This window comes from Pseudomonas sp. EMN2 (assembly GCF_009650555.1).
In the GTDB taxonomy this organism is placed as follows: domain Bacteria; phylum Pseudomonadota; class Gammaproteobacteria; order Pseudomonadales; family Pseudomonadaceae; genus Aquipseudomonas; species Aquipseudomonas sichuanensis.
Map to the genome: position 1 here is coordinate 1 of NZ_VZZR01000042.1, position 23,066 is coordinate 23,066.

The 23,066-nt window shown below is 63.4% G+C and carries 22 protein-coding genes; 9 read left to right on the forward strand and 13 right to left on the reverse strand.

What is annotated here, in order from left to right:
* Positions 1 to 130 precede the first annotated feature (130 nt).
* Positions 131 to 2,356, reverse strand: a complete 2,226-nt coding sequence (locus F6X61_RS13945; RefSeq protein ID WP_153787118.1) for an NADP-dependent isocitrate dehydrogenase — start codon at positions 2,354 to 2,356, stop codon at positions 131 to 133.
* Between the two features lie 496 nt (positions 2,357 to 2,852).
* On the opposite strand from F6X61_RS13945, the gene icd reads away from it, so the two are divergent.
* Positions 2,853 to 4,109: an NADP-dependent isocitrate dehydrogenase gene (icd, locus tag F6X61_RS13950; protein ID WP_153787119.1), complete on the forward strand. Its 1,257-nt coding sequence runs from the start codon at positions 2,853 to 2,855 to the stop codon at positions 4,107 to 4,109.
* Between the two features lie 73 nt (positions 4,110 to 4,182).
* Here icd and cspD read toward each other — a convergent pair whose 3' ends face one another.
* Positions 4,183 to 4,446, reverse strand: coding sequence for a cold shock domain-containing protein CspD (gene cspD / locus F6X61_RS13955; RefSeq protein WP_153787120.1), 264 nt, complete (start codon positions 4,444 to 4,446; stop codon positions 4,183 to 4,185).
* A 230-nt stretch (positions 4,447 to 4,676) separates the two neighbouring features.
* Between cspD and clpS the strand changes: the two genes are divergently transcribed.
* Together clpS and clpA are read left to right on the forward strand one after the other, a co-directional pair.
* Positions 4,677 to 5,051, forward strand: coding sequence for an ATP-dependent Clp protease adapter ClpS (gene clpS / locus F6X61_RS13960; RefSeq protein WP_028692390.1), 375 nt, complete (start codon positions 4,677 to 4,679; stop codon positions 5,049 to 5,051).
* Positions 5,052 to 5,081: 30 nt separating this feature from the next.
* Complete coding sequence (gene clpA, locus F6X61_RS13965) at positions 5,082 to 7,352, forward strand: ATP-dependent Clp protease ATP-binding subunit ClpA (protein WP_153787121.1); 2,271 nt, start codon at positions 5,082 to 5,084, stop codon at positions 7,350 to 7,352.
* A 146-nt stretch (positions 7,353 to 7,498) separates the two neighbouring features.
* On the opposite strand, the gene infA is transcribed toward clpA, so the two are convergent.
* The 3 genes from infA to aat form a co-directional block, all read right to left on the reverse strand.
* A complete protein-coding gene (gene infA, locus F6X61_RS13970) occupies positions 7,499 to 7,717 on the reverse strand; it encodes a translation initiation factor IF-1 (RefSeq protein WP_002553999.1) in 219 nt (72 codons plus the stop codon).
* A gap of 103 nt (positions 7,718 to 7,820) precedes the next feature.
* Entirely contained in the window at positions 7,821 to 8,528 is a 708-nt protein-coding gene (locus F6X61_RS13975; RefSeq protein WP_125464656.1) for an arginyltransferase, read from the reverse strand.
* Positions 8,529 to 8,585: 57 nt separating this feature from the next.
* The gene (aat, locus tag F6X61_RS13980) at positions 8,586 to 9,266 is read right to left on the reverse strand and encodes a leucyl/phenylalanyl-tRNA--protein transferase (protein ID WP_153787122.1); all 681 of its coding nucleotides are present in this window, start codon (positions 9,264 to 9,266) and stop codon (positions 8,586 to 8,588) included.
* A 395-nt stretch (positions 9,267 to 9,661) separates the two neighbouring features.
* On the opposite strand from aat, the gene ftsK reads away from it, so the two are divergent.
* Genes ftsK through cysG form a run of 6 tightly spaced genes read left to right on the forward strand, consistent with a single transcriptional unit; the run spans position 9,662 to position 17,178 of the window.
* On the forward strand, positions 9,662 to 12,082 hold the full coding sequence (ftsK, locus tag F6X61_RS13985; RefSeq protein WP_153787123.1) for a DNA translocase FtsK: 2,421 nt from the start codon (positions 9,662 to 9,664) through the stop codon (positions 12,080 to 12,082).
* Between the two features lie 59 nt (positions 12,083 to 12,141).
* Positions 12,142 to 12,765, forward strand: coding sequence for an outer membrane lipoprotein chaperone LolA (gene lolA, locus F6X61_RS13990; protein ID WP_110993203.1), 624 nt, complete (start codon positions 12,142 to 12,144; stop codon positions 12,763 to 12,765).
* Between the two features lie 12 nt (positions 12,766 to 12,777).
* The gene (locus F6X61_RS13995; RefSeq protein WP_110993204.1) at positions 12,778 to 14,103 is read left to right on the forward strand and encodes a replication-associated recombination protein A; all 1,326 of its coding nucleotides are present in this window, start codon (positions 12,778 to 12,780) and stop codon (positions 14,101 to 14,103) included.
* Positions 14,100 to 14,474: a fluoride efflux transporter CrcB gene (gene crcB / locus F6X61_RS14000; RefSeq protein ID WP_153787124.1), complete on the forward strand. Its 375-nt coding sequence runs from the start codon at positions 14,100 to 14,102 to the stop codon at positions 14,472 to 14,474. The genes F6X61_RS13995 and crcB overlap by 4 nt, the downstream gene beginning before the upstream one ends.
* 30 nt (positions 14,475 to 14,504) lie before the next feature.
* Positions 14,505 to 15,785: a serine--tRNA ligase gene (gene serS, locus F6X61_RS14005; protein ID WP_153787125.1), complete on the forward strand. Its 1,281-nt coding sequence runs from the start codon at positions 14,505 to 14,507 to the stop codon at positions 15,783 to 15,785.
* Between the two features lies 1 nt (position 15,786).
* Positions 15,787 to 17,178 carry a siroheme synthase CysG gene (gene cysG, locus F6X61_RS14010; RefSeq protein WP_153787126.1) on the forward strand — a complete coding sequence of 464 codons (1,392 nt, stop codon included), beginning with the start codon at positions 15,787 to 15,789 and terminating at the stop codon, positions 17,176 to 17,178.
* A 105-nt stretch (positions 17,179 to 17,283) separates the two neighbouring features.
* Here cysG and F6X61_RS14015 read toward each other — a convergent pair whose 3' ends face one another.
* The 8 genes from F6X61_RS14015 to F6X61_RS14050 all read right to left on the reverse strand — a co-directional run bounded on the left by F6X61_RS14015 (position 17,284) and on the right by F6X61_RS14050 (position 23,055).
* Complete coding sequence (locus F6X61_RS14015; RefSeq protein ID WP_153787127.1) at positions 17,284 to 18,246, reverse strand: glutathione S-transferase family protein; 963 nt, start codon at positions 18,244 to 18,246, stop codon at positions 17,284 to 17,286.
* Positions 18,247 to 18,342: 96 nt separating this feature from the next.
* Positions 18,343 to 19,350, reverse strand: coding sequence for a glycosyl transferase family protein (locus F6X61_RS14020; protein ID WP_153787128.1), 1,008 nt, complete (start codon positions 19,348 to 19,350; stop codon positions 18,343 to 18,345).
* Positions 19,347 to 19,682: a TusE/DsrC/DsvC family sulfur relay protein gene (locus F6X61_RS14025; RefSeq protein ID WP_125464648.1), complete on the reverse strand. Its 336-nt coding sequence runs from the start codon at positions 19,680 to 19,682 to the stop codon at positions 19,347 to 19,349. Before F6X61_RS14025 ends, F6X61_RS14020 begins: the two co-directional genes overlap by 4 nt.
* On the reverse strand, positions 19,679 to 19,975 hold the full coding sequence (gene tusB, locus F6X61_RS14030) for a sulfurtransferase complex subunit TusB (RefSeq protein ID WP_153787129.1): 297 nt from the start codon (positions 19,973 to 19,975) through the stop codon (positions 19,679 to 19,681). Before tusB ends, F6X61_RS14025 begins: the two co-directional genes overlap by 4 nt.
* Entirely contained in the window at positions 19,975 to 20,334 is a 360-nt protein-coding gene (gene tusC, locus F6X61_RS14035; protein WP_153787130.1) for a sulfurtransferase complex subunit TusC, read from the reverse strand. Before tusC ends, tusB begins: the two co-directional genes overlap by 1 nt.
* Position 20,335: 1 nt before the next feature.
* Entirely contained in the window at positions 20,336 to 20,728 is a 393-nt protein-coding gene (gene tusD / locus F6X61_RS14040) for a sulfurtransferase complex subunit TusD (RefSeq protein ID WP_153787152.1), read from the reverse strand.
* An 87-nt stretch (positions 20,729 to 20,815) separates the two neighbouring features.
* Complete coding sequence (locus tag F6X61_RS14045) at positions 20,816 to 22,195, reverse strand: nucleobase:cation symporter-2 family protein (RefSeq protein WP_153787131.1); 1,380 nt, start codon at positions 22,193 to 22,195, stop codon at positions 20,816 to 20,818.
* Between the two features lie 188 nt (positions 22,196 to 22,383).
* Positions 22,384 to 23,055 carry a Bax inhibitor-1/YccA family protein gene (locus F6X61_RS14050; protein WP_153787132.1) on the reverse strand — a complete coding sequence of 224 codons (672 nt, stop codon included), beginning with the start codon at positions 23,053 to 23,055 and terminating at the stop codon, positions 22,384 to 22,386.
* Positions 23,056 to 23,066: the final 11 nt, after the last annotated feature.

The following is a 23,066-nucleotide window of genomic DNA, read 5'->3' on the forward strand; positions in this document are numbered from 1 at the left end:
CCCGCGATTGCAATGTACCTGAACGGACGCAATCGCGGGGCAAGCCCGCTCCCACGGAGTTTTTCACAGGCTTCAGAAAGCACAAACCCCGGTGCGTGGCCGGGGTTTGTGCTGTTACTTCAAGCGAACCTTACAGTGCCGCGATGGCGCTGTTCAGGGTCTGGCTTGGGCGCATCACCTTGGCGGTCAGCTCGGCATCCGGGGCGTAGTAGCCACCGATGTCGGCCGGCTTGCCCTGAACGGCGTTGAGCTCGGCGACGATGGTCGCTTCGTTCTCGGCCAGGGTTTTTGCCAGCGGGGCGAAGCGCGCCTGCAGGGCGGCGTCGTCGCTCTGGGCGGCCAGGGCCTCTGCCCAGTACAGGGTCAGGTAGAAGTGGCTGCCACGGTTGTCGATACCGCCGACCTTGCGCGAAGGCGACTTGTTGGTGTCGAGGAACTTGCCGGTGGCCTGGTCCAGGGTGTTGGCCAGGACCTTGGCGCGCGGGTTGGCGTAGGTGTTGCCCAGGTGCTCGAGCGAGGCGGCCAGGGCCAGGAACTCACCCAGCGAATCCCAGCGCAGGAAGTTCTCTTCGACCAGCTGCTGCACGTGCTTCGGTGCCGAACCGCCGGCGCCGGTTTCGAACAGGCCACCGCCGTTCATCAGCGGGACGATCGACAGCATCTTGGCGCTGGTGCCCAGCTCCATGATCGGGAACAGGTCGGTCAGGTAGTCGCGCAGCACGTTGCCGGTCACCGAGATGGTGTCCTTGCCTTCGCGGATGCGGGCCAGGGAGAACTTGATGGCATCGACCGGGGCCAGGACGCGGATGTCCAGGCCGGTGGTGTCGTGATCCTTCAGGTACGCCTGTACCTTCTCGATCATCACGCCGTCGTGGGCGCGGGCCGGGTCCAGCCAGAACACCGCCGGGGTGTTGCTCAGGCGGGCGCGGTTGACGGCCAGCTTGACCCAGTCCTGGATCGGCGCGTCCTTGGTCTGGCACATGCGGAAGATGTCACCGGCTTCGACGTTCTGCTCCAGCACGACTTTGCCCTTGCCGTCGACCACGCGCACGACGCCGTCGGCCTTGATCTGGAAGGTCTTGTCGTGGGAGCCGTATTCTTCGGCTTTCTGCGCCATCAGGCCAACGTTCGGTACGCTGCCCATGGTGGTCGGGTCGAAGGCGCCGTTGACTTTGCAGTCTTCGATGGTGGCCTGGTAGATGCCGGCGTAGCAGCGGTCCGGGATCACGGCCTTGGCGTCTTGCAGCTCGCCGGCGGTGTTCCACATCTTGCCCGAGTCACGGATCATCGCAGGCATCGAGGCGTCGACGATGACGTCGCTCGGTACGTGCAGGTTGGTGATGCCTTTGTCCGAGTTGACCATGGCCAGGGCCGGACGAACGGCGTACAGGGCCTGGATGTCGGCTTCGATCTCGGCCTGCTTGTCGGCTGGCAGGTCCTTGATGCGGGCGTACAGGTCGCCGATACCGTTGTTGGCGTTGAAGCCTACTTCGGTCAGGGCTGCGGCGTGCTTGTTGAGCACGTCGCCGTAGAACTCTTCGACGATCACGCCGAACATGATCGGGTCGGAGACCTTCATCATGGTGGCTTTCAGGTGTACCGACAGCAGCACGCCAGATGCCTTGGCATCGGCGATCTGCTCGGCGATGAAGGCCTTGAGCGCTTTGCGGCTCATGGTGGCGCAGTCGATGACTTCGGCGGCCTTGACCGCGGTCTTTTCTTTCAGGACGGTGGTGCTGCCGTCTTTGCCGACCAGCTCGATGCGCAGGCTGTCGTCAGCCTCGATCAGTGCGGCTTTCTCGCTGCCGTAGAAGTCGCCCTGGGTCATGTGGGCAACGTGCGACTTGGAGTCGGCGGCCCAGGCGCCCATTTTGTGCGGGTGCTTGCGGGCGTAGTTCTTGACCGACAGCGGTGCGCGGCGGTCGGAGTTGCCTTCGCGCAGCACGGGGTTCACGGCCGAACCTTTGATGCGGTCGTAGCGTGCGCGGGATTCTTTCTCTTCGGCGCTGGCCGGCTCGTCGGCGTAGTCAGGAATGTTGAAGCCCTTGGCTTGCAGTTCCTTGATGGCGGCCTTCAACTGCGGGACCGAAGCGGAGATGTTCGGCAGCTTGATGATGTTGGCTTCAGGGGTGGTGGCCAGCTGGCCCAGTTCCGCCAGGTGATCGGCTACCTGCTTCTGGGTGCCCAGTTGCTCCGGGAACGCCGCGAGGATGCGGCCGGCCAGGGAGATGTCGCGGGTTTCGACGGCGATGTCGGCGCAAGCAGTGAAGGCTTCGACGATCGGCAGCAGCGAATAGGTGGCGAGGGCGGGGGCTTCGTCGGTGAAGGTGTAGATGATCTTGGAACGGGTGGGCATGCGGGTTAACTCTCTATGTGCTGAGCGTACTCGAGTCTCGAGGTGCGCAGGGTAGGCGCTTCGCCCTGGCATCGCCATGAGCGGAAAGTCGAGAGGCTGCGAGCGGTGATGGTGGATGCATCAGTCGAGCGTCAAGTGCTGGGGTGCGGTAACAACCCAGGCTTCGTGGCCATTCATGGCCAAGGGCGGTCCGCATTTTCCTGGGATTCGCCCCGATGACCCTGCGGTCGCGGCGCAGTATATCAAACCCTTTGGTCGATTCAGCAAGGTCAAGTGCGATCGCGCCATTTATAAGACCAAAGACGTAGGGGCAATGTGGCGCAATGCCGCAGGGCGGCAGCTGCAAGTCGCAAGCTGCAAGTCGCAAGCTGCAAGGTGCAAGAACAGCTCATCTCTTGCCGCTTGAAACTTGCAGCTTGCAGCTCGGCAATCCTGGTTTAGGCTCAGTGCATCGCGCGTTTTTCAATCACACCAGCGAAAAGCGGAGTAGTGCAGCATGGGATACCAGAAAATCAAGGTTCCGACTGACGGCACCAAGATCACCGTCAATGCAGACCATTCGCTCAATGTTCCCGACAACCCCATCATCCCCTACATCGAAGGCGACGGTATCGGCGTGGACGTTTCGCCGGTGATGATCAAGGTGGTGGATGCAGCCGTGCAGAAGGCCTACGGCGGCAAGCGCAAGATCGCCTGGATGGAGGTATATGCCGGCGAGAAGGCCACGCAAGTCTATGACCAGGACACCTGGCTGCCCCAGGAAACCCTGGATGCGGTGAAAGACTATGTGGTGTCGATCAAGGGGCCGCTGACCACGCCGGTCGGTGGCGGTATTCGCTCGCTCAACGTGGCGTTGCGCCAGCAGCTCGACCTTTACGTGTGCCTGCGGCCTGTGGTGTGGTTCCAGGGTGTGCCCAGCCCTGTGAAGAAGCCGGGTGACGTCGACATGGTGATCTTCCGCGAGAACTCAGAAGACATCTATGCAGGTATCGAGTGGAAGGCCGGCTCGCCCGAGGCGAACAAGGTGATCAAGTTCCTCAAGGAGGAAATGGGCGTTACCAAGATCCGTTTCGACCAGGACTGCGGTATCGGCGTCAAGCCGGTTTCCCGGGAGGGCACCAAGCGCCTGGTGCGCAAGGCGCTGCAGTATGTGGTGGACAACGATCGCAAGTCGCTGACCCTGGTGCACAAGGGCAACATCATGAAGTTCACCGAAGGCGCGTTCAAGGATTGGGGTTATGAAGTGGCCCGTGACGAGTTCGGCGCCGAACTGCTGGACGGCGGCCCCTGGATGAAGTTCAAGAACCCGAAGACCGGCCGTGAAGTGATCGTCAAGGACGCCATCGCCGATGCCATGCTCCAGCAGATCCTGCTGCGCCCGGCCGAATACGACGTGATCGCCACGCTCAACCTCAATGGCGACTACCTGTCCGACGCGCTGGCGGCGGAGGTGGGCGGCATCGGCATCGCGCCGGGGGCCAACCTGTCGGATACCGTGGCCATGTTCGAGGCCACCCACGGCACTGCGCCCAAATACGCTGGCAAGGATCAGGTCAACCCAGGCTCGGTGATCCTGTCGGCCGAAATGATGCTGCGGCACATGGGGTGGACCGAGGCCGCCGACCTGATCATCAAGGGCACCAATGGCGCGATTGCGGCCAAGACGGTGACTTATGATTTTGAGCGTCTGATGGACGGCGCAACGCTGGTCGGCAGTTCCGGCTTTGGCGAGGCAATGATCAAGCACATGTAAGGCGGGCAAAAAAACCGGCCGCCTCTTTATTAAAGAAGCGGCCGTTTTTTCGTATACCGGCAATGAGCGGGGATCAGGCTTGGGCGGTATTGGCAGGGGCGGCATTGCCTGTGCTGGTACCTGCACTGCTGGCGGTGACACTCTGGATATTCACCGCATGCGTGCCCTTGGGACCTTGCACGAGCTCGAACGTGACTGCCTGGCCGGCTTTCAATGTCTTGTAGCCATCCATCTGGATGGCGGAGTAATGGGCGAACAGGTCTTCGCTCTTACCCTCTTCATTGATGAATCCATAGCCCTTGGCATTGTTGAACCACTTGACTTTACCGCTTGCCATCCCTATGTCCCTCTGCAAAGGACTCCATCACTGGAGTATCATCCACGTTATCCGCATACGAACCTTGCGAAAAATCTGGTTGACTGCGCGGATCTTTATCGACCACGGTGGGTTCTTATTGGTTGTAACACCGTTTTGCCGATAGTCAAGGTCACCCGGCGCCCGCGCCGACAGGGGCCTGCGCGGTCAACTCACAACCTTAACCTGTCGATCATGATGAAATTCTTTCCATGCATGTACCCAGTGAGATTCGACTAACATTCAATCAGGACCGCCCGCAGTCCCATGAGGACGGGCATGAGGATGACGGTGCCGGCCTTGCGGTGCAGGAGGCCAAACCGATCCTGCAGGCGCCACCGATGTACAAGGTGGTTTTGTTCAATGATGACTACACACCAATGGATTTCGTCGTCGAAGTGCTCGAGACGTTCTTCAATCTGAACCGCGAGCTGGCGACCAAGATCATGCTGACCGTCCATACCGAAGGGCGAGCAGTGTGCGGATTGTTTACCCGGGACATCGCCGAGACAAAGGCCATGCAGGTCAACCAATACGCCAGGGAAAGCCAGCATCCGCTACTCTGTGAAATCGAGAAGGACGGTTAATCGCCGACCACTTGGGTATGAGGTGAAGCTATGTTAAACCGCGAGCTCGAAGTCACCCTCAATCTGGCCTTCAAGGAGGCTCGTTCGAAGCGTCATGAGTTCATGACCGTCGAACATCTGCTGCTGGCACTCCTTGACAATGAGGCTGCCGCGACCGTTCTGCGCGCCTGTGGCGCCAATCTCGACAAGCTCAAGCATGACCTGCAGGAGTTCATCGATTCGACCACGCCGCTGATCCCCGTGCATGACGAGGACCGTGAAACGCAACCGACGCTGGGCTTCCAGCGTGTGCTGCAGCGTGCCGTGTTCCATGTGCAAAGTTCCGGCAAGCGCGAAGTGACCGGCGCCAACGTGCTGGTGGCGATCTTCAGCGAACAGGAAAGCCAGGCGGTGTTTCTGCTCAAGCAGCAGAGCGTGGCGCGCATCGATGTGGTCAACTACATCGCCCATGGCATCAGCAAGGTGCCTGGCCACGGGTCGCACAACGACAGCGACCAGGACATGCAGGACGAGGAGGGTGGCGAAACCTCGTCGTCCAGCAATCCGCTGGACGCCTATGCCAGCAACCTGAACGAACTGGCCCGTGCCGGGCGTATCGACCCGCTGGTGGGCCGCGAGCAGGAGGTCGAGCGCGTTGCGCAGATCCTCGCTCGTCGCCGCAAGAACAACCCGCTGCTGGTCGGCGAGGCCGGGGTGGGCAAGACCGCCATCGCCGAAGGCCTGGCCAAGCGCATCGTCGATGGCCAGGTGCCCGATCTGCTGGCCCAGAGCGTGGTCTATTCGCTCGACCTGGGTGCGCTGCTGGCGGGTACCAAGTACCGCGGCGACTTCGAGAAGCGCTTCAAGGCGCTGCTCGGCGAGCTGAAAAAACGTCCGCAGGCGATCCTGTTCATCGACGAGATCCACACCATCATCGGTGCCGGTGCAGCTTCCGGCGGTGTGATGGATGCCTCCAATCTGCTCAAGCCGTTACTGTCGTCGGGTGATATCCGCTGCATCGGCTCGACCACCTTCCAGGAGTTTCGTGGCATCTTCGAGAAGGACCGCGCCCTGGCGCGGCGTTTCCAGAAGGTCGATGTCACCGAGCCTTCGGTGGAGGACACCGTTGGTATCCTGCGCGGCTTGAAAGGGCGCTTCGAGAGCCATCACAACATCGAGTACAGCGATGAGGCGTTGCGGGCAGCTGCAGAGCTGGCTTCGCGTTACATCAATGATCGGCACATGCCGGACAAGGCCATCGACGTGATCGACGAGGCGGGTGCCTACCAGCGTCTGCAGCCGGAAGCCAGCCGGGTCAAGCGTATCGAGGTGCCGCAGGTCGAGGATATCGTTGCCAAGATCGCGCGGATTCCGCCGAAGCACGTCACCAGTTCCGACAAAGAGCTGCTGCGCAATCTGGAGCGTGACCTGAAGCTGACCGTATTTGGTCAGGACGCGGCCATCGATTCGCTGGCCACGGCGATCAAGCTGTCGCGTGCGGGGCTTAAAGCACCGGACAAGCCAGTCGGCTCGTTCCTGTTCGCCGGCCCCACTGGCGTGGGCAAGACCGAAGCCGCCCGCCAGTTGGCCAAGGCGCTGGGTGTCGAGCTGGTACGCTTCGACATGTCCGAGTACATGGAGCGGCATACCGTGTCGCGCCTGATCGGTGCGCCACCGGGCTACGTCGGTTTCGACCAGGGTGGCCTGCTGACCGAGGCAATCACCAAGCAACCGCACTGCGTGCTGCTGCTCGATGAAATCGAGAAGGCCCACCCGGAAGTCTTCAACCTGCTGCTGCAGGTGATGGACCACGGCACCCTGACCGACAACAACGGGCGCAAGGCGGACTTCCGCAACGTGATCCTGATCATGACCACCAACGCCGGTGCCGAAACCGCGGCGCGGGCCTCGATTGGTTTCACCCATCAGGATCACTCGTCCGACGCGATGGAGGTCATTCGCAAGAGCTTCACGCCGGAGTTCCGCAACCGCCTGGACACCATCATCCAGTTTGGTCGTCTGTCCCACGAGACCATCAAGAGCATCGTCGACAAGTTCCTCATCGAGTTGCAGGCGCAGCTCGAGGACAAGCGCGTGCTGCTGGAGGTTACCGATGCCGCGCGCGGCTGGTTGGCGGCCTCGGGCTACGACGTGCAGATGGGCGCGCGGCCGATGGCGCGGCTGATCCAGGACAAGATCAAGCGGCCGCTGGCCGAAGAGATCCTGTTTGGTGAGCTGGCCGAGCATGGCGGTGTGGTGCACATCGATCTGCGCGATGGCGAGTTGGTGTTCGATTACGAGACCACGGCTGAAGTCGCTTAAACATCATCGCGGGGCAAGCCCGCTCCCACGTCAGGCAGTGTTTGCTGGCGTGGGGGCGGCGGTGCGCCGATGCGACTTGCCCCGCGATGCTTTTCACGGCCCATAAAAAAGCCCGGCACATGGCCGGGCTTTTTTATGGCTGGAGCTTAGCGCGCACGGTAGGTGATGCGGCCCTTGCTCAGGTCGTATGGCGTCAGTTCGACGCGGACCTTGTCGCCAGTGAGAATACGGATGTAGTTCTTGCGCATCTTGCCAGAGATATGCGCGGTAACGACGTGCCCGTTTTCCAACTCCACGCGGAACATGGTGTTGGGCAGGGTGTCGACGACAGTGCCTTCCATTTCGAAGCTGTCTTCTTTCGACATGCAGTAAAGCCCTCGGTGTCCAGAGTTGGCCCGACGCGTAACTGCACCGGGCAAAAAAAGTGGCGTGGATTATGCCCGAAAATTGTGTTTCAAGCCAATGCTTTCAGTTGAGGCTGACCCAGCGCTGGTTGATCAGCAATTCGATGGGGCGGTACTGGGTCTTGTAGTTCATTTTCTTGCAGTTCTTGATCCAGTAGCCCAGGTAGACGGCATCGAGGTTCTGCCGCAGGGCTTCGCCGATCTGCCAGAGAATGGCATAGCGGCCGAGGCTGCGGCGTTCTTCCTCGGGCTCGTAGAAGGTGTACACCGCCGACAGGCCGTTGGGCAGCAGGTCGCAGACCGCGATGGCCAGCAGGCGGCCATCGAGGCGGAACTCGTAGAACCAGCAGAACGGCAGGTCGCGCACCAGGAAGGTGGCGAACTGGTCGCGGCTTGGCGGGTACATGTCGCCATCAGCGTGGCGCTGCTCGATGTAGCGCCGGTAGAGGTCGAAATACTCTTCCTTGAATGCCGGACGCGCGGCCGTGACGGTCAGGTCGGCGTTGCGCTTGAGGATGCGCCGTTGCTGGCGATTGGGGATGAAACGTGCGGCGGGAATGCGCGCCGGTACGCAGGCATTGCAGTGCTGGCAATGCGGGCGATAGAGGTGGTCGCCGCTGCGACGAAAGCCCATTTCCGACAGGTCGGCGTACACGTGCACGTCCATCGGCTGGCTCGGGTCGAGAAACAGCGTGGTGGCCTGTTCGTCCGGCAGGTAGCTGCAGGAGTGGGGTTGAGTGGCATAGAACTTCAACCGCGCCAGCTCTGTCATGATCAACCCCTTCGGTGAGACGTTGTTACTAAGTGTAAGCCAGCTCCGGGAACTCGCCTAGCGAACCCAGGTGGCGTGGTTGGGGGCATCGAGGTACTTGGCCAGGTGTTCGGCGAAGTTCGCCCGGCTGATGGCGCGGGCGCCCAGGCTGTGCAGGTGGTTGGTCGGCATCTGGCAGTCGATCAGGGCGAAACCGGCTTCGCGCAGGTGCTCGACCAGGGCTACGAAGCCCACTTTCGACGCGTTGTCGGCACGGCTGAACATCGATTCGCCGAAGAACAGCCGGCCCATGGCCAGCCCGTAGAGGCCGCCCACCAGCTCGCCATCCTGGCGCACCTCCACCGAGTGGGCGAAACCGCGCCGGTGCAGTTCGCAGTAGGCGGCACGCATGTTGTCGGTGATCCAGGTGCCGTCGGCGTAATCGCGTGGCGCGGCGCAGGCGGCAATCACGGCAGCGAAGTCGGTGTCGAAGCTGACCTGGTAGCGGCCCTGGCGGATCAGCTTGGCCAGTGAGCGCGAAACGTGCAGTTCGTCAGGGAACAGCACGGTGCGTGGGTCGGGCGACCACCAGAGGATTGGCTGGCCATCCTGGTACCAGGGGAAGCAGCCGTGGCGATAGGCTGCGACCAGTCGGTCGGGGGTGAGGTCGCCGCCGGCGGCCAGCAGGCCGTTGGGGTCATGCAGGGCTTTTTCCAGGGGCGGGAAGGTCAGCGAGTCGCGGGTCAGCCAGGTGAGCATGGGTCTTGGGCGGTGGGGGAGGGGAGGGCGACCAGCATGGCGTGCGCGCCTGGCAGGGTCAATCATCCTTTGCCTGTTCGCGGGTAAACCCGCTCCTACAGGTTATGCGCGGTCCCTGTGGGAGCGGGTTTACCCGCGAATGCGTCCGCTCAGGCCGCATATTCATCTGCCGGCTGGCACCATCTGACGCATTTGCTGTCACACCTGTGCAAAAACACAGCATAAGCCTTTGTCACAAAAGAAAATGCATGCTCAAATTGCAACTAAATGAAAGTAGCCCCCGTTCACGCCCGAAACGGCGTGCCGCCATGGCGGCTGGCGGGCAGTAATGTTAAAAGTAGTGATTTGTTGGCCAGTCACCGGTCAATCACTATTCGCGCAGGAATAGACGCGTTTTGAAGAAATCCACCGCAACTCCAGCCCCCTTGCCAGTGCCCCTGTGGCGGCAACAGCTGCATTACCGCCTCAAGGAAGGTGCGTTGATCGCCGTCGGTGCCCTGTGCCTGTACCTGTGGATGGCGCTGCTCACCTACGACACCTCCGACCCTGGCTTCAGCCACACCAGCAACACCGAGCAGGTGGTGAACGCCGCTGGCCGTGCCGGTGCCTACTTCGCCGACATCCTGTTCATGGTGCTCGGCTACTTCGCCTACATTTTCCCGCTGCTGCTGGCGATCAAGACCTGGCAGATCTTCCGCGAACGTCACCAGCCTTGGCAGTGGAGCGGCTGGCTGTTTTCCTGGCGGCTGATCGGCCTGGTGTTCCTGGTGCTGTCGGGCGCGGCGCTGGCGCATATTCATTTCCACCCCTCGGAGATCCTGCCGTTCTCCGCTGGCGGGGCCCTGGGCGAGAGCCTTGGGGATCTGGCGCGCAACCTGCTCAACGTGCAGGGCAGCACGCTGATGTTCATTGCGCTGTTCCTGTTCGGTCTGACCGTGTTCACCGACCTGTCGTGGTTCAAGGTGATGGACGTCACCGGCAAGATCACCCTCGACCTGTTCGAGCTGGTGCAGGGTGCCGCCAACCGCTGGTGGGAGGCGCGCAACGAGCGCAAGCGCCTGGTGGCGCAGCTGCGCGAAGTGGACGAGCAGGTCGATGAAGTGGTCGCCCCGGTGGTGCCGGACAAACGCGAGCAGATCAAGGCCCGCGAGCGCATCATCGAGCGCGACGAAGCCCTGACCAAGCATGTGGCCCAGCGCGAACAACAGCCGGCCCCGGTGATCAACATGCCGCCGCCGCAGGTCAAGGCGCCCGAGCCGAGCAAGCGGGTGATGAAGGAGAAGCAGGCGCCGCTGTTCGTCGACAGCGCCGTGGAAGGCACGCTGCCTTCGATCTCCATCCTCGACCCGGCCGAGCAGAAGAAGATCGAGTACTCGCCGGAGTCCCTGGCTGGGGTCGGCCACCTGCTGGAAATCAAACTGAAAGAGTTCGGCGTCGAAGTCTCTGTCGATTCGATTCACCCGGGCCCGGTGATTACCCGTTACGAAATCCAGCCCGCCGCAGGCGTGAAGGTCAGCCGCATCGCCAACCTGGCCAAGGACCTGGCGCGTTCGCTGGCCGTGACCAGCGTGCGGGTGGTCGAAGTGATCCCCGGCAAGACCACCGTGGGTATCGAGATCCCCAACGAGAACCGCCAGATGGTGCGCTTCTCCGAAGTGCTGTCGTCGCCGCAGTTCGACGAGAACAAGTCGCCGGTCACCCTGGCCCTGGGCCACGATATCGGCGGCAAGCCGGTGATCACCGACCTGGCGAAGATGCCCCACCTGCTGGTGGCCGGTACCACTGGCTCCGGTAAGTCGGTGGGTGTGAACGCCATGATCCTGTCGATCCTGTTCAAATCGGGCCCGGAAGACGCGCGGTTGATCATGATCGACCCGAAAATGCTCGAACTGTCGATCTACGAAGGCATTCCGCACCTGCTGTGCCCGGTGGTCACCGACATGAAGGACGCCGCCAATGCCCTGCGCTGGAGCGTTGCCGAGATGGAGCGGCGCTACAAGCTGATGGCGGCCATGGGTGTGCGTAACCTGGCCGGCTTCAACCGCAAGATCAAGGACGCGCAAGAGGCCGGCGAAGTCATCCACGACCCGCTGTACCGTCGCGAGAGCATGGACGACGAGCCGCCGACGCTGAAGACCCTGCCGACCATCGTGGTGGTGGTCGACGAATTCGCCGACATGATGATGATCGTCGGCAAGAAGGTCGAAGAACTGATCGCCCGTATCGCCCAGAAGGCCCGTGCCGCCGGTATCCACCTGATCCTGGCCACCCAGCGCCCGTCGGTGGACGTGATCACCGGCCTGATCAAGGCCAACATCCCGACCCGCATGGCGTTCCAGGTGTCGAGCAAGATCGACTCGCGGACCATCATCGACCAGGGTGGCGCCGAGCAGCTGCTGGGCCACGGTGACATGCTGTACATGCCGCCGGGCACCAGCCTGCCGATCCGCGTGCATGGCGCGTTCGTTTCCGACGACGAGGTGCATCGCACGGTCGAGGCGTGGAAGCTGCGTGGCGCGCCGGACTACAACGACGACATCCTCAATGGTGTCGAGGAGGCCGGCAGCGGCTTCGACGGCGGTGGCGGTGGTGGTGGCGACGGCGATGACCCGGAAGCCGACGCCCTCTACGACGAAGCCGTGCAGTTCGTGCTGGAAAGCCGCCGGGCCTCGATTTCCGCGGTACAGCGCAAGCTGAAGATCGGTTACAACCGCGCCGCGCGGATGATCGAGTCGATGGAGATGGCCGGTGTGGTCACCCCCATGAACAGCAACGGCTCGCGGGAAGTGATTGCCCCGGGCGGCCCACGCGATTGAAGATCACCCTGCCGGGCACACGAGGTGCCCGGCCCACCCACTGTTCTACGAGGATTTCCATGCGCGCGATTCGCATGCTGTTGGTTTCTGCCCTGGCTGCGGGCACTTTGTCGGCCCATGCCGGCGAGCAGGATGTGCAGCGCCTGACCCAGTTGCTGGAGAAGTCGCAGACCATTGAAGCCAACTTTTCCCAGCTGACCCTTGCCGCCGACGGTGCCAACCTGCAGGAAACCTCCGGCAAGATGACCGTCAAGCGCCCGGGCCTGTTCTACTGGCACACCAATGCACCGCAGGAGCAGGTGGTGGTGTCCGACGGCAAGAACGTCACCCTGTGGGACCCGGATCTGGAACAGGCCACCATCAAGAAGCTCGACGTGCGTCTGAACCAGACCCCGGCGCTGCTGCTGTCCGGTGACGTGTCGAAGATCAGCCAGAGCTTCGACATCACCTCCAAGGAGCAGGGCGAAGTCATGGACTTCACCCTCAAGCCCAAGACCAAGGACACCTTGTTCGACTCGCTGCGCGTGTCGTTCCGCAAGGGCCTGATCAACGACATGCAACTGATCGACAGTGTCGGCCAGCGCACCAACATCCTGTTCAATGGCGTCAAGGCCAACCAGGCGGTGCCGGACAGCACCTTCAAGTTCGACATCCCCAAAGGCGCGGACGTCATCAAGGAGTAAGCGGAGCCCGTGATGGACCTGTTTCGAAGCGAACCCGTCGCCCAGCCCCTGGCCGCCCGGCTGCGCCCGTCCAACCTGGACGAGTACGTTGGCCAGGAGCACCTGCTGGCGCGCGGCAAGCCGCTGCGCGAGGCGCTGGAGCAGGGTGCGCTGCATTCGATGATCTTCTGGGGACCGCCCGGGGTGGGCAAGACCACCCTGGCGCGGTTGCTGGCGCAGTTCTGCGATGCGCACTTCGAAACGGTCTCGGCGGTGCTGGCCGGGGTGAAGGAGATTCGCCAGGCGGTCGAGGTGGCCAAGCAGCAGGCCGGCCAGTACGGCCGGCGCACCATCCTGTTCGTTGACGAGGTGCACCGCTTCAACAAGTCGCAACAGGACGCCTTCCTGCCCTATGTGGAGGACGGCACGCTGATCTTCATCGGCGCCACTACCGAGAACCCCTCGTTCGAACTGAACAACGCCTTGTTGTCGCGGGCGCGGGTGTATGTGCTCAAGAGCCTGGACGAAGCGGCGCTGCGCAAGCTGGTCGACCGTGCGCTGAGCGAGGAGCGCGGCCTGGGCAAGCGCAACCTGCGGGTTGGCGACGAGGCCTTCAAGATGCTCATGGCCGCCGCCGATGGCGATGGCCGGCGTATGCTCAACTTCCTCGAGAACGCCTCGGACCTGGCCGACGACGGCGGTGAAATTGGCGTCGAGCTGCTGCAAAGCCTGCTCGGCGACAGCCGTCGACGTTTCGACAAGGGCGGCGAGGCGTTCTACGACCAGATCTCGGCGCTGCACAAGTCGGTGCGTGGCTCCAACCCCGATGGCGCGCTGTACTGGTACGCGCGCATGCTCGACGGCGGCTGTGACCCGCTGTACATCGCCCGGCGGGTGGTGCGCATGGCCAGTGAAGACATCGGCAACGCCGACCCGCGTGCCCTGAGCCTGTGCCTGGCGGCCTGGGACGTGCAGGAGCGCCTGGGCAGCCCGGAAGGCGAGCTGGCGGTGGCCCAGGCCATCACCTACATCGCCTGCGCCCCGAAAAGCAATGCGGTGTACATGGGCTTCAAGGCAGCCATGCGCGAAGCGGCCGAGCACGGTTCGCTGGAGGTGCCGCTGCACCTGCGCAATGCCCCGACCAAGCTGATGAAGCAGCTGGGCTACGGCGAGGAATACCGCTACGCCCACGACGAGCCGGATGCCTATGCCGCCGGTGAAGACTATTTCCCCGAGCAACTGGAACCGCGCCAGTACTACCAGCCGGTGCCGCGTGGGCTGGAGCTGAAGATCGGCGAAAAGCTGCGTCACCTGGCCGAGCTCGACCGCACCAGCCCCCGCCAACGGAGAAAACCGTGATCGCACTCATCGCCGCCGTCAGTGCCGGCGGCATCGCCGGTACCCTGCTGCGCTTTGCCACCACCAACTGGGTCGCTGCCAACTGGCCGAAGCATTTCTATCTCGGTACGCTGGCGGTCAACCTGGTGGGCTGCCTGCTGATCGGCCTGCTGTACGGCCTGTTCCTGCACAAACCCATGGTGCCGGTGGAGCTGCGCGCTGGGCTGATCGTCGGCTTTCTCGGTGGCCTGACCACCTTTTCTTCCTTTTCCCTGGATACCGTGCGCCTGCTCGAAAGCGGGCAGGTTCCGCTAGCCTTGGGCTATACCGGTATTAGCGTGGTGGGCGGGCTGCTTGCGACCTGGGCCGGCCTCACCCTTACCCGATTCTGAACCAACACCTACCTATAACGAGAGAACGATATGCTCGATTCCAAACTGTTACGCGGCCAACTTCAGGAAGTGGCGGACCGCCTGGCCTCCCGTGGCTTCAGCCTGGATGTCGCGCGCATCGAATCACTGGAAGAGCGCCGCAAGGCGGTGCAGACCCGTACCGAGCAACTGCAGGCCGAGCGTAACGCCCGCTCCAAGTCCATCGGCCAGGCCAAGGCCAAGGGTGAGGACATCGCCCCGCTGATGGCAGACGTCGAGCGCATGGCCAACGAGCTGGCCGCCGGCAAGGCCGAGCTGGACGGCATCCAGGCAGAGCTCGACGGCATCCTGCTGACCATCCCCAACCTGCCGGATGCCAGCGTCCCGGTCGGTGCCAGCGAAGACGACAACGTCGAAGTGCGCCGCTGGGGCACCCCGCAGGCCTTCGACTTCGAGATCAAGGACCACGTGGCCCTGGGCGAAATCAGCGGTGGCCTGGACTTCGAGGCGGCAGCCAAGCTGTCCGGTGCCCGCTTCGCCGTGCTGCGTGGCCCGATTGCCCGCCTGCACCGCGCCCTGGCGCAGTTCATGATCAACCTGCACACCGGCGAGCATGGTTACGAAGAGCACTACACCCCGTACCTGGTCCAGGCCCCGGCCCTGCAGGGCACCGGCCAGCTGCCGAAGTTCGAGGAAGACCTGTTCAAGATCACTCGCGAAGGCGAGGCCGACTTCTACCTGATCCCGACCGCCGAAGTGTCGCTGACCAACCTGGTGGCCGACCAGATCCTCGACGCCAAGCAACTGCCGCTCAAGCTGGTTGCCCACACCCCATGCTTCCGCAGCGAGGCCGGCGCGTCGGGCCGTGACACCCGCGGCATGATCCGCCAGCACCAGTTCGACAAGGTCGAGATGGTCCAGGTGGTGGAACCGGCAAAATCCATGGAAGCCCTGGAAGGCCTGACCGCCAACGCCGAACGCGTGCTGCAGTTGCTGGAGCTGCCGTATCGCGTGCTGGCGCTGTGCACCGGCGACATGGGCTTCGGCGCGGTGAAAACCTACGACCTGGAAGTGTGGGTGCCGAGCCAGGACAAGTACCGTGAAATCAGTTCCTGCTCCAACTGCGGCGACTTCCAGGCCCGCCGCATGCAGGCGCGCTGGCGCAACCCGGAAACCGGCAAGCCGGAGCTGGTGCACACCCTCAACGGTTCCGGCCTGGCAGTAGGCCGTACCCTGGTGGCAGTGCTGGAGAACTACCAGCAGGCCGACGGCTCGATCCGTGTGCCGGAAGTGCTCAAGCCGTACATGGGTGGCGTCGAGGTCATTCGCTGAGATGGATTACCTGCCGCTGTTCCATAAGCTGCAGGGCGGCCGCGTGCTGATCGTCGGCGGTGGCGAGATCGCCCTGCGCAAGGCGCGCCTGCTGGCCGATGCCGGCGCCGCGCTGCGGGTGGTGGCGCCGGAGGTAGACGGCCAGCTCGCCGCACTGGCCCGTGAGGGCGGTGGCGAGGTGCTGGTGCGCGGCTATCAGCCGTCGGACCTGGACGGCTGTCGCCTGGTGATCGCGGCCACCGATGACCCCGGGCTCAATGCCCAGGTCTCGGCGGATGCGCAGGCACGCAGCCTGCCGGTCAATGTGGTTGACGCGCCGGCCTTGTGCACGGTGATCTTCCCCGCCATCGTCGACCGCTCGCCCTTGGTGGTGGCGGTCTCCAGCGGTGGCGACGCGCCGGTGCTGGCGCGGTTGATTCGCGCCAAGCTGGAGGCCTGGATCCCGTCCGCCTATGGCGAATTGGCAGGCCTGGCCGCGCGTTTCCGCCATCAGGTCAAGGCCTTGTACCCTGACGTCAATCAGCGCCGCGGCTTTTGGGAGAACGTGTTCCAGGGGCCGATCGCCGAGCGCCAGCTGGCCGGGCAGGGCGCCGAGGCCGAACGCCTGTTGCAGGCAATGGTCGACGGCGCGCCGGTGCAGCAGGGTGGCGAGGTGTATCTGGTCGGTGCCGGCCCGGGTGATCCGGACCTGCTGACCTTCCGTGCCCTGCGCCTGATGCAGCAGGCCGACGTGGTGCTGTATGACCGGCTGGTGGCCCCGGCCATCATCGAGATGTGCCGGCGCGATGCCGAGCGTATCTATGTCGGCAAGCGCCGCGCCGACCACAGCGTGCCGCAGGACCAGATCAACCGCCTGTTGGTCGATCTGGCCCGCCAGGGCAAGCGCGTGCTGCGGCTCAAGGGGGGGGATCCGTTCATCTTCGGCCGGGGTGGCGAAGAGATCGAGGAGCTGGCCGAGCAGGGTATCCCGTTCCAGGTGGTGCCTGGCATCACCGCAGCCAGCGGTTGTTCGGCCTACGGCGGTATTCCGCTGACCCACCGCGACTATGCCCAGTCGGTGCGTTTCGTGACCGGCCACCTGAAGGATGGCACCAGCAACCTGCCCTGGCACGACCTGGTGGCGCCTGCGCAAACCCTGGTGTTCTACATGGGGCTGGTGGGGCTGCCGACCATCTGCGCCGAGTTGATTCGCCATGGCCGTGCGGCCAGTACGCCGGCAGCGCTGGTGCAGCAGGGGACCACACGCAATCAGCGGGTGTTCACCGGTACCTTGGCCGACTTGCCTGAGCTGGTGGCCCGGCATGAAGTGCATGCGCCGACCCTGGTGATCGTCGGGGAAGTGGTGCAGTTGCGCGAGAAGCTGGCGTGGTTTGAAGGTTCGCAAAACAGCTGAGCACACCTCGTGGGAGCGGGCTTGCCCCGCGATAGCGACAGCAGCGGCAACATTGCTCTCTGCTCTGGCGCTATCGCGGGGCAAGCCCGCTCCCACGTGGGGTCTTCATTTACTCTGCCAGATGCCTTTGCCCGGCAAGCGCTCCCGATCATGGGGCCGATTGAAATCTTGCAGCGGCCCCTTGGGCACGATCCCGTTCGGGTTGATGGTCTTGTGGCTCATGTAGTAGTGCTTCTGGATATGTTCCATGTCCACCGTACCCGCCACCCCCGGCCACTGGTACAGCTCGCGCAGCCAGTTGGACAGGTTCGGGTAGTCGCTCAGGCGGCGCAGGTTGCACTTGAAATGGCCGTGGTACACCGCATCGAAACGCACCAGCGTGGTGAACAGGCGTACGTCAGCTTCGGTCAGGTATTCGCCGGCCAGGTAGCGCTGGCTAGCCAATAGCCCCTCCAGATACTCCAGCTCATTGAACACCTCATCGAACGCCGTTTCGTAGGCTTCCTGCGTGGTGGCGAAACCTGCGCGGTAGACGCCGTTGTTCACTGCCGGGTAAATGCGCTCGTTGAGTGCATCGATGGTGCTGCGCAGCGGTGCTGGGTAGAGGTCCAGCGTATTGCCGGTCAGCTCGTCGAATGCCGAGTTGAAGATACGGATGATCTCGGCCGACTCGTTGTTGACGATGCGTTTTTCCTGTTTGTCCCACAGTACAGGCACCGTCACGCGCCCGGTGTAGTGCGGGTCGTCCTGGGTATAACGCTGGTGCAGGTACTGCAGGGCATCGAGGTGGTCGCCGCTGGAGCCTTCCTGCTGGTCGAAGGTCCAGCCATGCTCGCCCATCAGCCAGCTGACTACCGACACATCGATCAGCGGCTCCAGCCCTTTGATGGCGCGCACGATCAGGGTGCGGTGGGCCCAGGGGCAGGCGAGCGACACATACAGGTGGTAGCGGCCGGCTTCGGGGGCGGGCAGTGGGTTGCGTCGTTGCGAATTTTCGCGCTGGAAGGCGCCGTCCTTGCTGGTCTGGTACCACTGGTCATGCCAGCGGCCATCGATCAAAAGGCCCATGCTGGAGCTCCTCGGAACAAAGTGTTTGTCGTTGGAGCTCAGTCTAGAGCAATGCGTTCGAACGAATAGCGCAAAGAGTGCGGCTAACAGATCTGTTTATTTGATGTTTCCGCGGGCGGCCCAGTAGGCGTGGGCGGTACTGAACGCCAGCTCGCGGTCTTGGCCCAGGCCCAGGCCACGCAGGGCAAGGGCCATGGTCGAGACCACGGCCATTTCACCGTAGCTGTCTTCGGCTTCGCCGCGCCACACGGCCAGCAGGTGCTCCGGCTGCAGGCTGGCGGGCTTCACATGGCGCTGGGCGCTCAGGGCCGGCCACTCCTCGTCCCAGGCATCGCCGGCCGAAGCGCCGTAAAGATGGCTGGTGACATCCGGGTTGATCTCGATCTCGCCACCGTCACCCTTGATCACCAATGCCTGGTCGCCCAGCAGCCGGCTGGCCTCACGGTGCACGGCCTGGTAACCGGGGTGGAAGATGCTCTGCAGGCCGCAGCGCGCTGCTAGGGGGTTGAGTACTCGGGCCAGCGAGTGGATCGGTGAGCGCAGGCCGAGGGTGTTGCGCAGGTCGATCATGCGCTGCAACTGCGGCGCCCAGTCCTGCAGCGGGAAGAAGGCCAGTTGGTGAGTGTCCAGCGTTTGCGCAACGCTTGCCCAGTCGCGACACAGCGGGATGTCCAGCAGGCCGAGTAGTTGTTCGGTATACATGCGCCCGGCGGTGTGGGCGCCGCCACCGTGCATCAGGATGCGTACGCCATTGCCGGCCAGGCACTTGGCCGCCAGCAGGTACCAGGGCAGATGGCGCTTCTTGCCGGCGTAGCTCGGCCAGTCCAGGTCGACCTTGATGCATGGCGCTTGCAGATGGGCGCGTAGGGCCTCGGTGAAGCCTGCCAGTTCCTCGGCGCTTTCTTCCTTGTGCCGCAGCAGCATCAGGAAGGCGCCGAGCTGGGTGTCTTCGACCTTGCCCTCGAGCAGCAGGGTCATGGCTGCGCGGGCCTCCTCGCGGGTCAGGCCGCGGGCGCCGCGCTTGCCTTTGCCCAGGATGCGCACGAATTCGGCGAAGGGGTGTTCGGTCGGTGTTTCCAGGGTGAGCGGGCGAGGTGCGTTCATATGCAGTTGGTCGGCTTGGGCAGGCCCGCCAGCTTGGCGGCGAGTTTGGCGGGAGTGCCATTGAACAGGCGGTTGAGGTGCGGGCTGTTGCCCTTCTCCGTGCCCAGTTTTAGCGCGGTGTACTTGATCAGCGGGCGGGTGGCCGGCGACAGCTGGTACTCGGCGTAGAACTGGCGCAACAGCTCGAGGATTTCCCAGTGGTCGGTGGTCAGGGCGATGTCCTCACGGGCAGCCAGTGATTCGGCGACCTCGTGGGACCAGTCCTGCAGGTCGACCAGAAAACCGTCTTTGTCCAGGGCGATGGCGCGATCGCCGACAGTCAGGGTACTCATAGCCAGCTGTTGACCTTGTCGTAGTGCAGGGTGAGTTCGACGAAGGCCGGGTAGTCCACGGCCTTGGCCAGTGGGCTGCTGAGCGCGCGGGCTTGCAGGTCTTCGTCTAGGGCGAACAGGCGTTGTTCGAGGTTGGCGGCTTGCAGGGCGCGCAGGGGCTCGCTGCCGGCCTTGAGCGCATAGGTGGCGTCGCCACACAGCAATATCGCGTCTTGTGGGCCGAGCAGGCGCAGGCAGCTGGCCAGGCGTTCGTCCGCGAAAGGCGAGTGGGCAAGTACGTGCAGGGTCGTCATCAGAGGGTTACCACCTGGTCGAAACGGGCGATCAGCGCGGCCAGTGCGGCATCGTCGAGGACCTCGACGGGCAACGCCAGCGTGGTGCTGTCCAGGCCGCGGCGGGCCAGGCTGTGAGCGCAGGCGAACAGCTCCTCGACGCCGAACATCGGCAAGGCCTGGAGGTTGGCGGCCAGGTTCTTCTGCTGCAGGGCGTCCGGGTGCTGATCTTGAGCCAGCTGGAACACCCCGTCGTCGAGGAACAGCATGCCCAGCGGCAGGTCGAAGGCACCGCCGGCCAGGGCGATATCCAGGGCTTCACGGGCGGACAGGCCGCTCCACGGCGCCTGGCGGCTGATGATCAGAAGCGATTTGGCCATTTCAATCACCCCCAAAGCAAATCAGGCGGTCGGCGACTTGAGCGGCCTCGTGTAGCTGGCCCAGGCCGGACAGTTCCCAGGGTGCCGGCAGGTTCACGGCCGGGCGCTGGTAACGGTTGGCCTCTTCTTCATTGAGCACGCCCCTGCGCAGGGCTGCGGCAATGCAGACCACGGCGTCGAGCTGATGCTTGCTGATGAACGCGCGCCAGTGATTGGTCACGTCGAGTTCATCCTGCGGCGCGACGATATTGGCCGAGGCACTGTGCACCCCGTCCTGGTACAAGAACAGCCGAGCAATTTCATGCCCGCCGGCCAGTGCCGCCTCGGCGAAGCGCAGGGCGCGACGCGACGAGGGCGCATGCGCCGGGGAAAAGACCGCAATGGCGAATTTCATGGAAAACCCGTGTAAAGGAATGCGGCCATGATAAAGCAAAAAGCCCGCGCTGGTGGGCGCGGGCTCGGTCTGCAAGGCCGTGATCGATCAGGCCTGTTCCTTGCTCTCGGGCAGGAACCAGTTGAGTACCAGGGCGCAGATGCCCCCGGTGGCGACGCCCGATTCCAGCACGTTGCGCAGGGCCGCCGGCATGTGTGCGAGGAACTCCGGCACCTGGGCCACGCCAAGGCCCAGGGCCAGCGACACGGAAATGATCAGCAGTGCCCGGCGGTCGAGGCGGGTGCTGGCGAGGATGTTGATGCCCGATGCGGCGACGGCACCGAACATCACCATGGCCGCGCCACCCAGGACCGGCTCCGGCACCGCCTGGATTACCCCGGCAACACTGGGGAACAGGCCCAGCAGGACCAGCATGGCGGCGATCCAGATGCCGATATGGCGGCTGGCGATGCCGGTCAGCTGAATGACGCCATTGTTCTGGGCGAAGATCGAGCTGGGGAAGGTGTTGAACACGCCGGCCAGCAACGAGTTGGCGCCGTTGACCAGCACCCCGCCCTTGATCCGCTGCATCCACACCGGGCCTTCGACCGGTTGGCGCGAGACCTTGCTGGTGGCGGTGACATCGCCGATGGCTTCCAGCGAAGTGACCAGGTAGATCACCAGCATCGGAATGAACAGCGCCCAGGAGAAGCTCACGCCGAAGTGCAGCGGCGTCGGTACCTGGAACAACGCAGCCTGGTGCATGCCGGTGAAGTCCAGACGGCCCAGGTAGCCGGCCAGGGCATAGCCCACGGCCAAGGCGATTACGATGGCGCAGCTGCGCATCCACACCACCGGGATACGGTTGAGGATGACGATGATTGCCAGCACCACGCCCGACAGCAGCAGGTTTTCGCCGTTGGCGAAGGTGCCGTTGGCCATGGCGCCGAAGCCGCCGCCCATGCTGATCAGGCCGACCTTGATCAGGGTCAGGCCGATCATCAGCACGACGATACCGGTGACCAGCGGGGTAATCAGGCGTTTGACGAAGGGCAGGATGCGCGAAACACCCATCTCGACGAACGAACCGGCAATGACCACGCCAAAGATGGCCGCCATCACGCTTTCAACCGGTGTGCCCTGCTTGACCATCAATGCGCCACCCGCGATCAGCGGGCCAACGAAGTTGAAGCTGGTGCCCTGCACGATCAGCAAGCCGGCGCCGAACGGCCCAAAGCGCTTGCACTGCACGAAGGTGGCGATGCCGGAGATCACCAGCGACATGGACACGATCAGGTTGGTGTCGCGAGCCGAGACCCCCAGCGCCTGGCAGATCAGCAACCCAGGGGTAACGATCGGCACGATGATCGCCAGCAGGTGCTGCAGTGCCGCCAGCAGGCCGATCAACAGGCGAGGCTTGTCCTCTAGGCCCAGGACCAGTTCGTTGGCAGGCGCCGCCGCGCCCGGCCCGTGTTCGTGTGAACTCATGGGAAATGCTGCCCCGGAAGAAAAAAGGAGCGCATTCTACGGGCTGAATCCCGATAGGGGTAGAGGTTAGGAAGATAGCGTCACAATCGCCGATTAAGCTGACTTAAAGGTCAGTTTATGCGGCCTTTTCATCGGCCACGAAAAAGCCCGCCGAAGCGGGCTTTTCCTGACTGCTCGACGGGCTTGAATCAGTCGTCGCGGCCCATGATGCCGAACAGCTGCAGCAGGCTGACGAACAGGTTGTAGATCGACACGTACAGGCTGATGGTCGCCATGATGTAGTTGCGCTCGCCGCCGTGGATGATGGCGCTGGTCTGGAACAGGATGCAGACCGACGAGAACAGTACGAAGCCGGCGCTGATCGCCAGTTGCAGGCCGCTGATCTGGAAGAAGAAGCTGGCCAGCACGGCGCCCAACAGGACGAAGAAGCCAGCGGTGATGAAGCCACCGAGGAAGCTCATGTCCTTGCGGGTGATCAGTACATAGGCAGACAGGCCGCCGAAGACCAGTGCGGTCATGGCGAATGCCGAGCTGACGACTTCGGCGCCACCGCTCATACCCAGGTAACGGTTGAGGATCGGGCCGAGGATGAAGCCCATGAAGCCGGTGAGGGCGAAGGTCGATACCAGGCCCCAGACCGAATCACGCAGCTTGGCGGTGAGGAAGAACAGGCCGTAGAAGCCGATCAGCACGACGAATACGTTGGGGTAGCGAACGCCCATCTGCTGCGAGACGAAGGCCATGATGCCGCTGAAGGCGAGGGTGAGCGCCAGCAGGCTGTACGTGTTGCGCAGGACCTTGCTGATCTCCTGCTGCTCGACCTGCTGGCCGTGGTGGACGGCGTAATCCTGTTCGCGCATGGCGACACTCC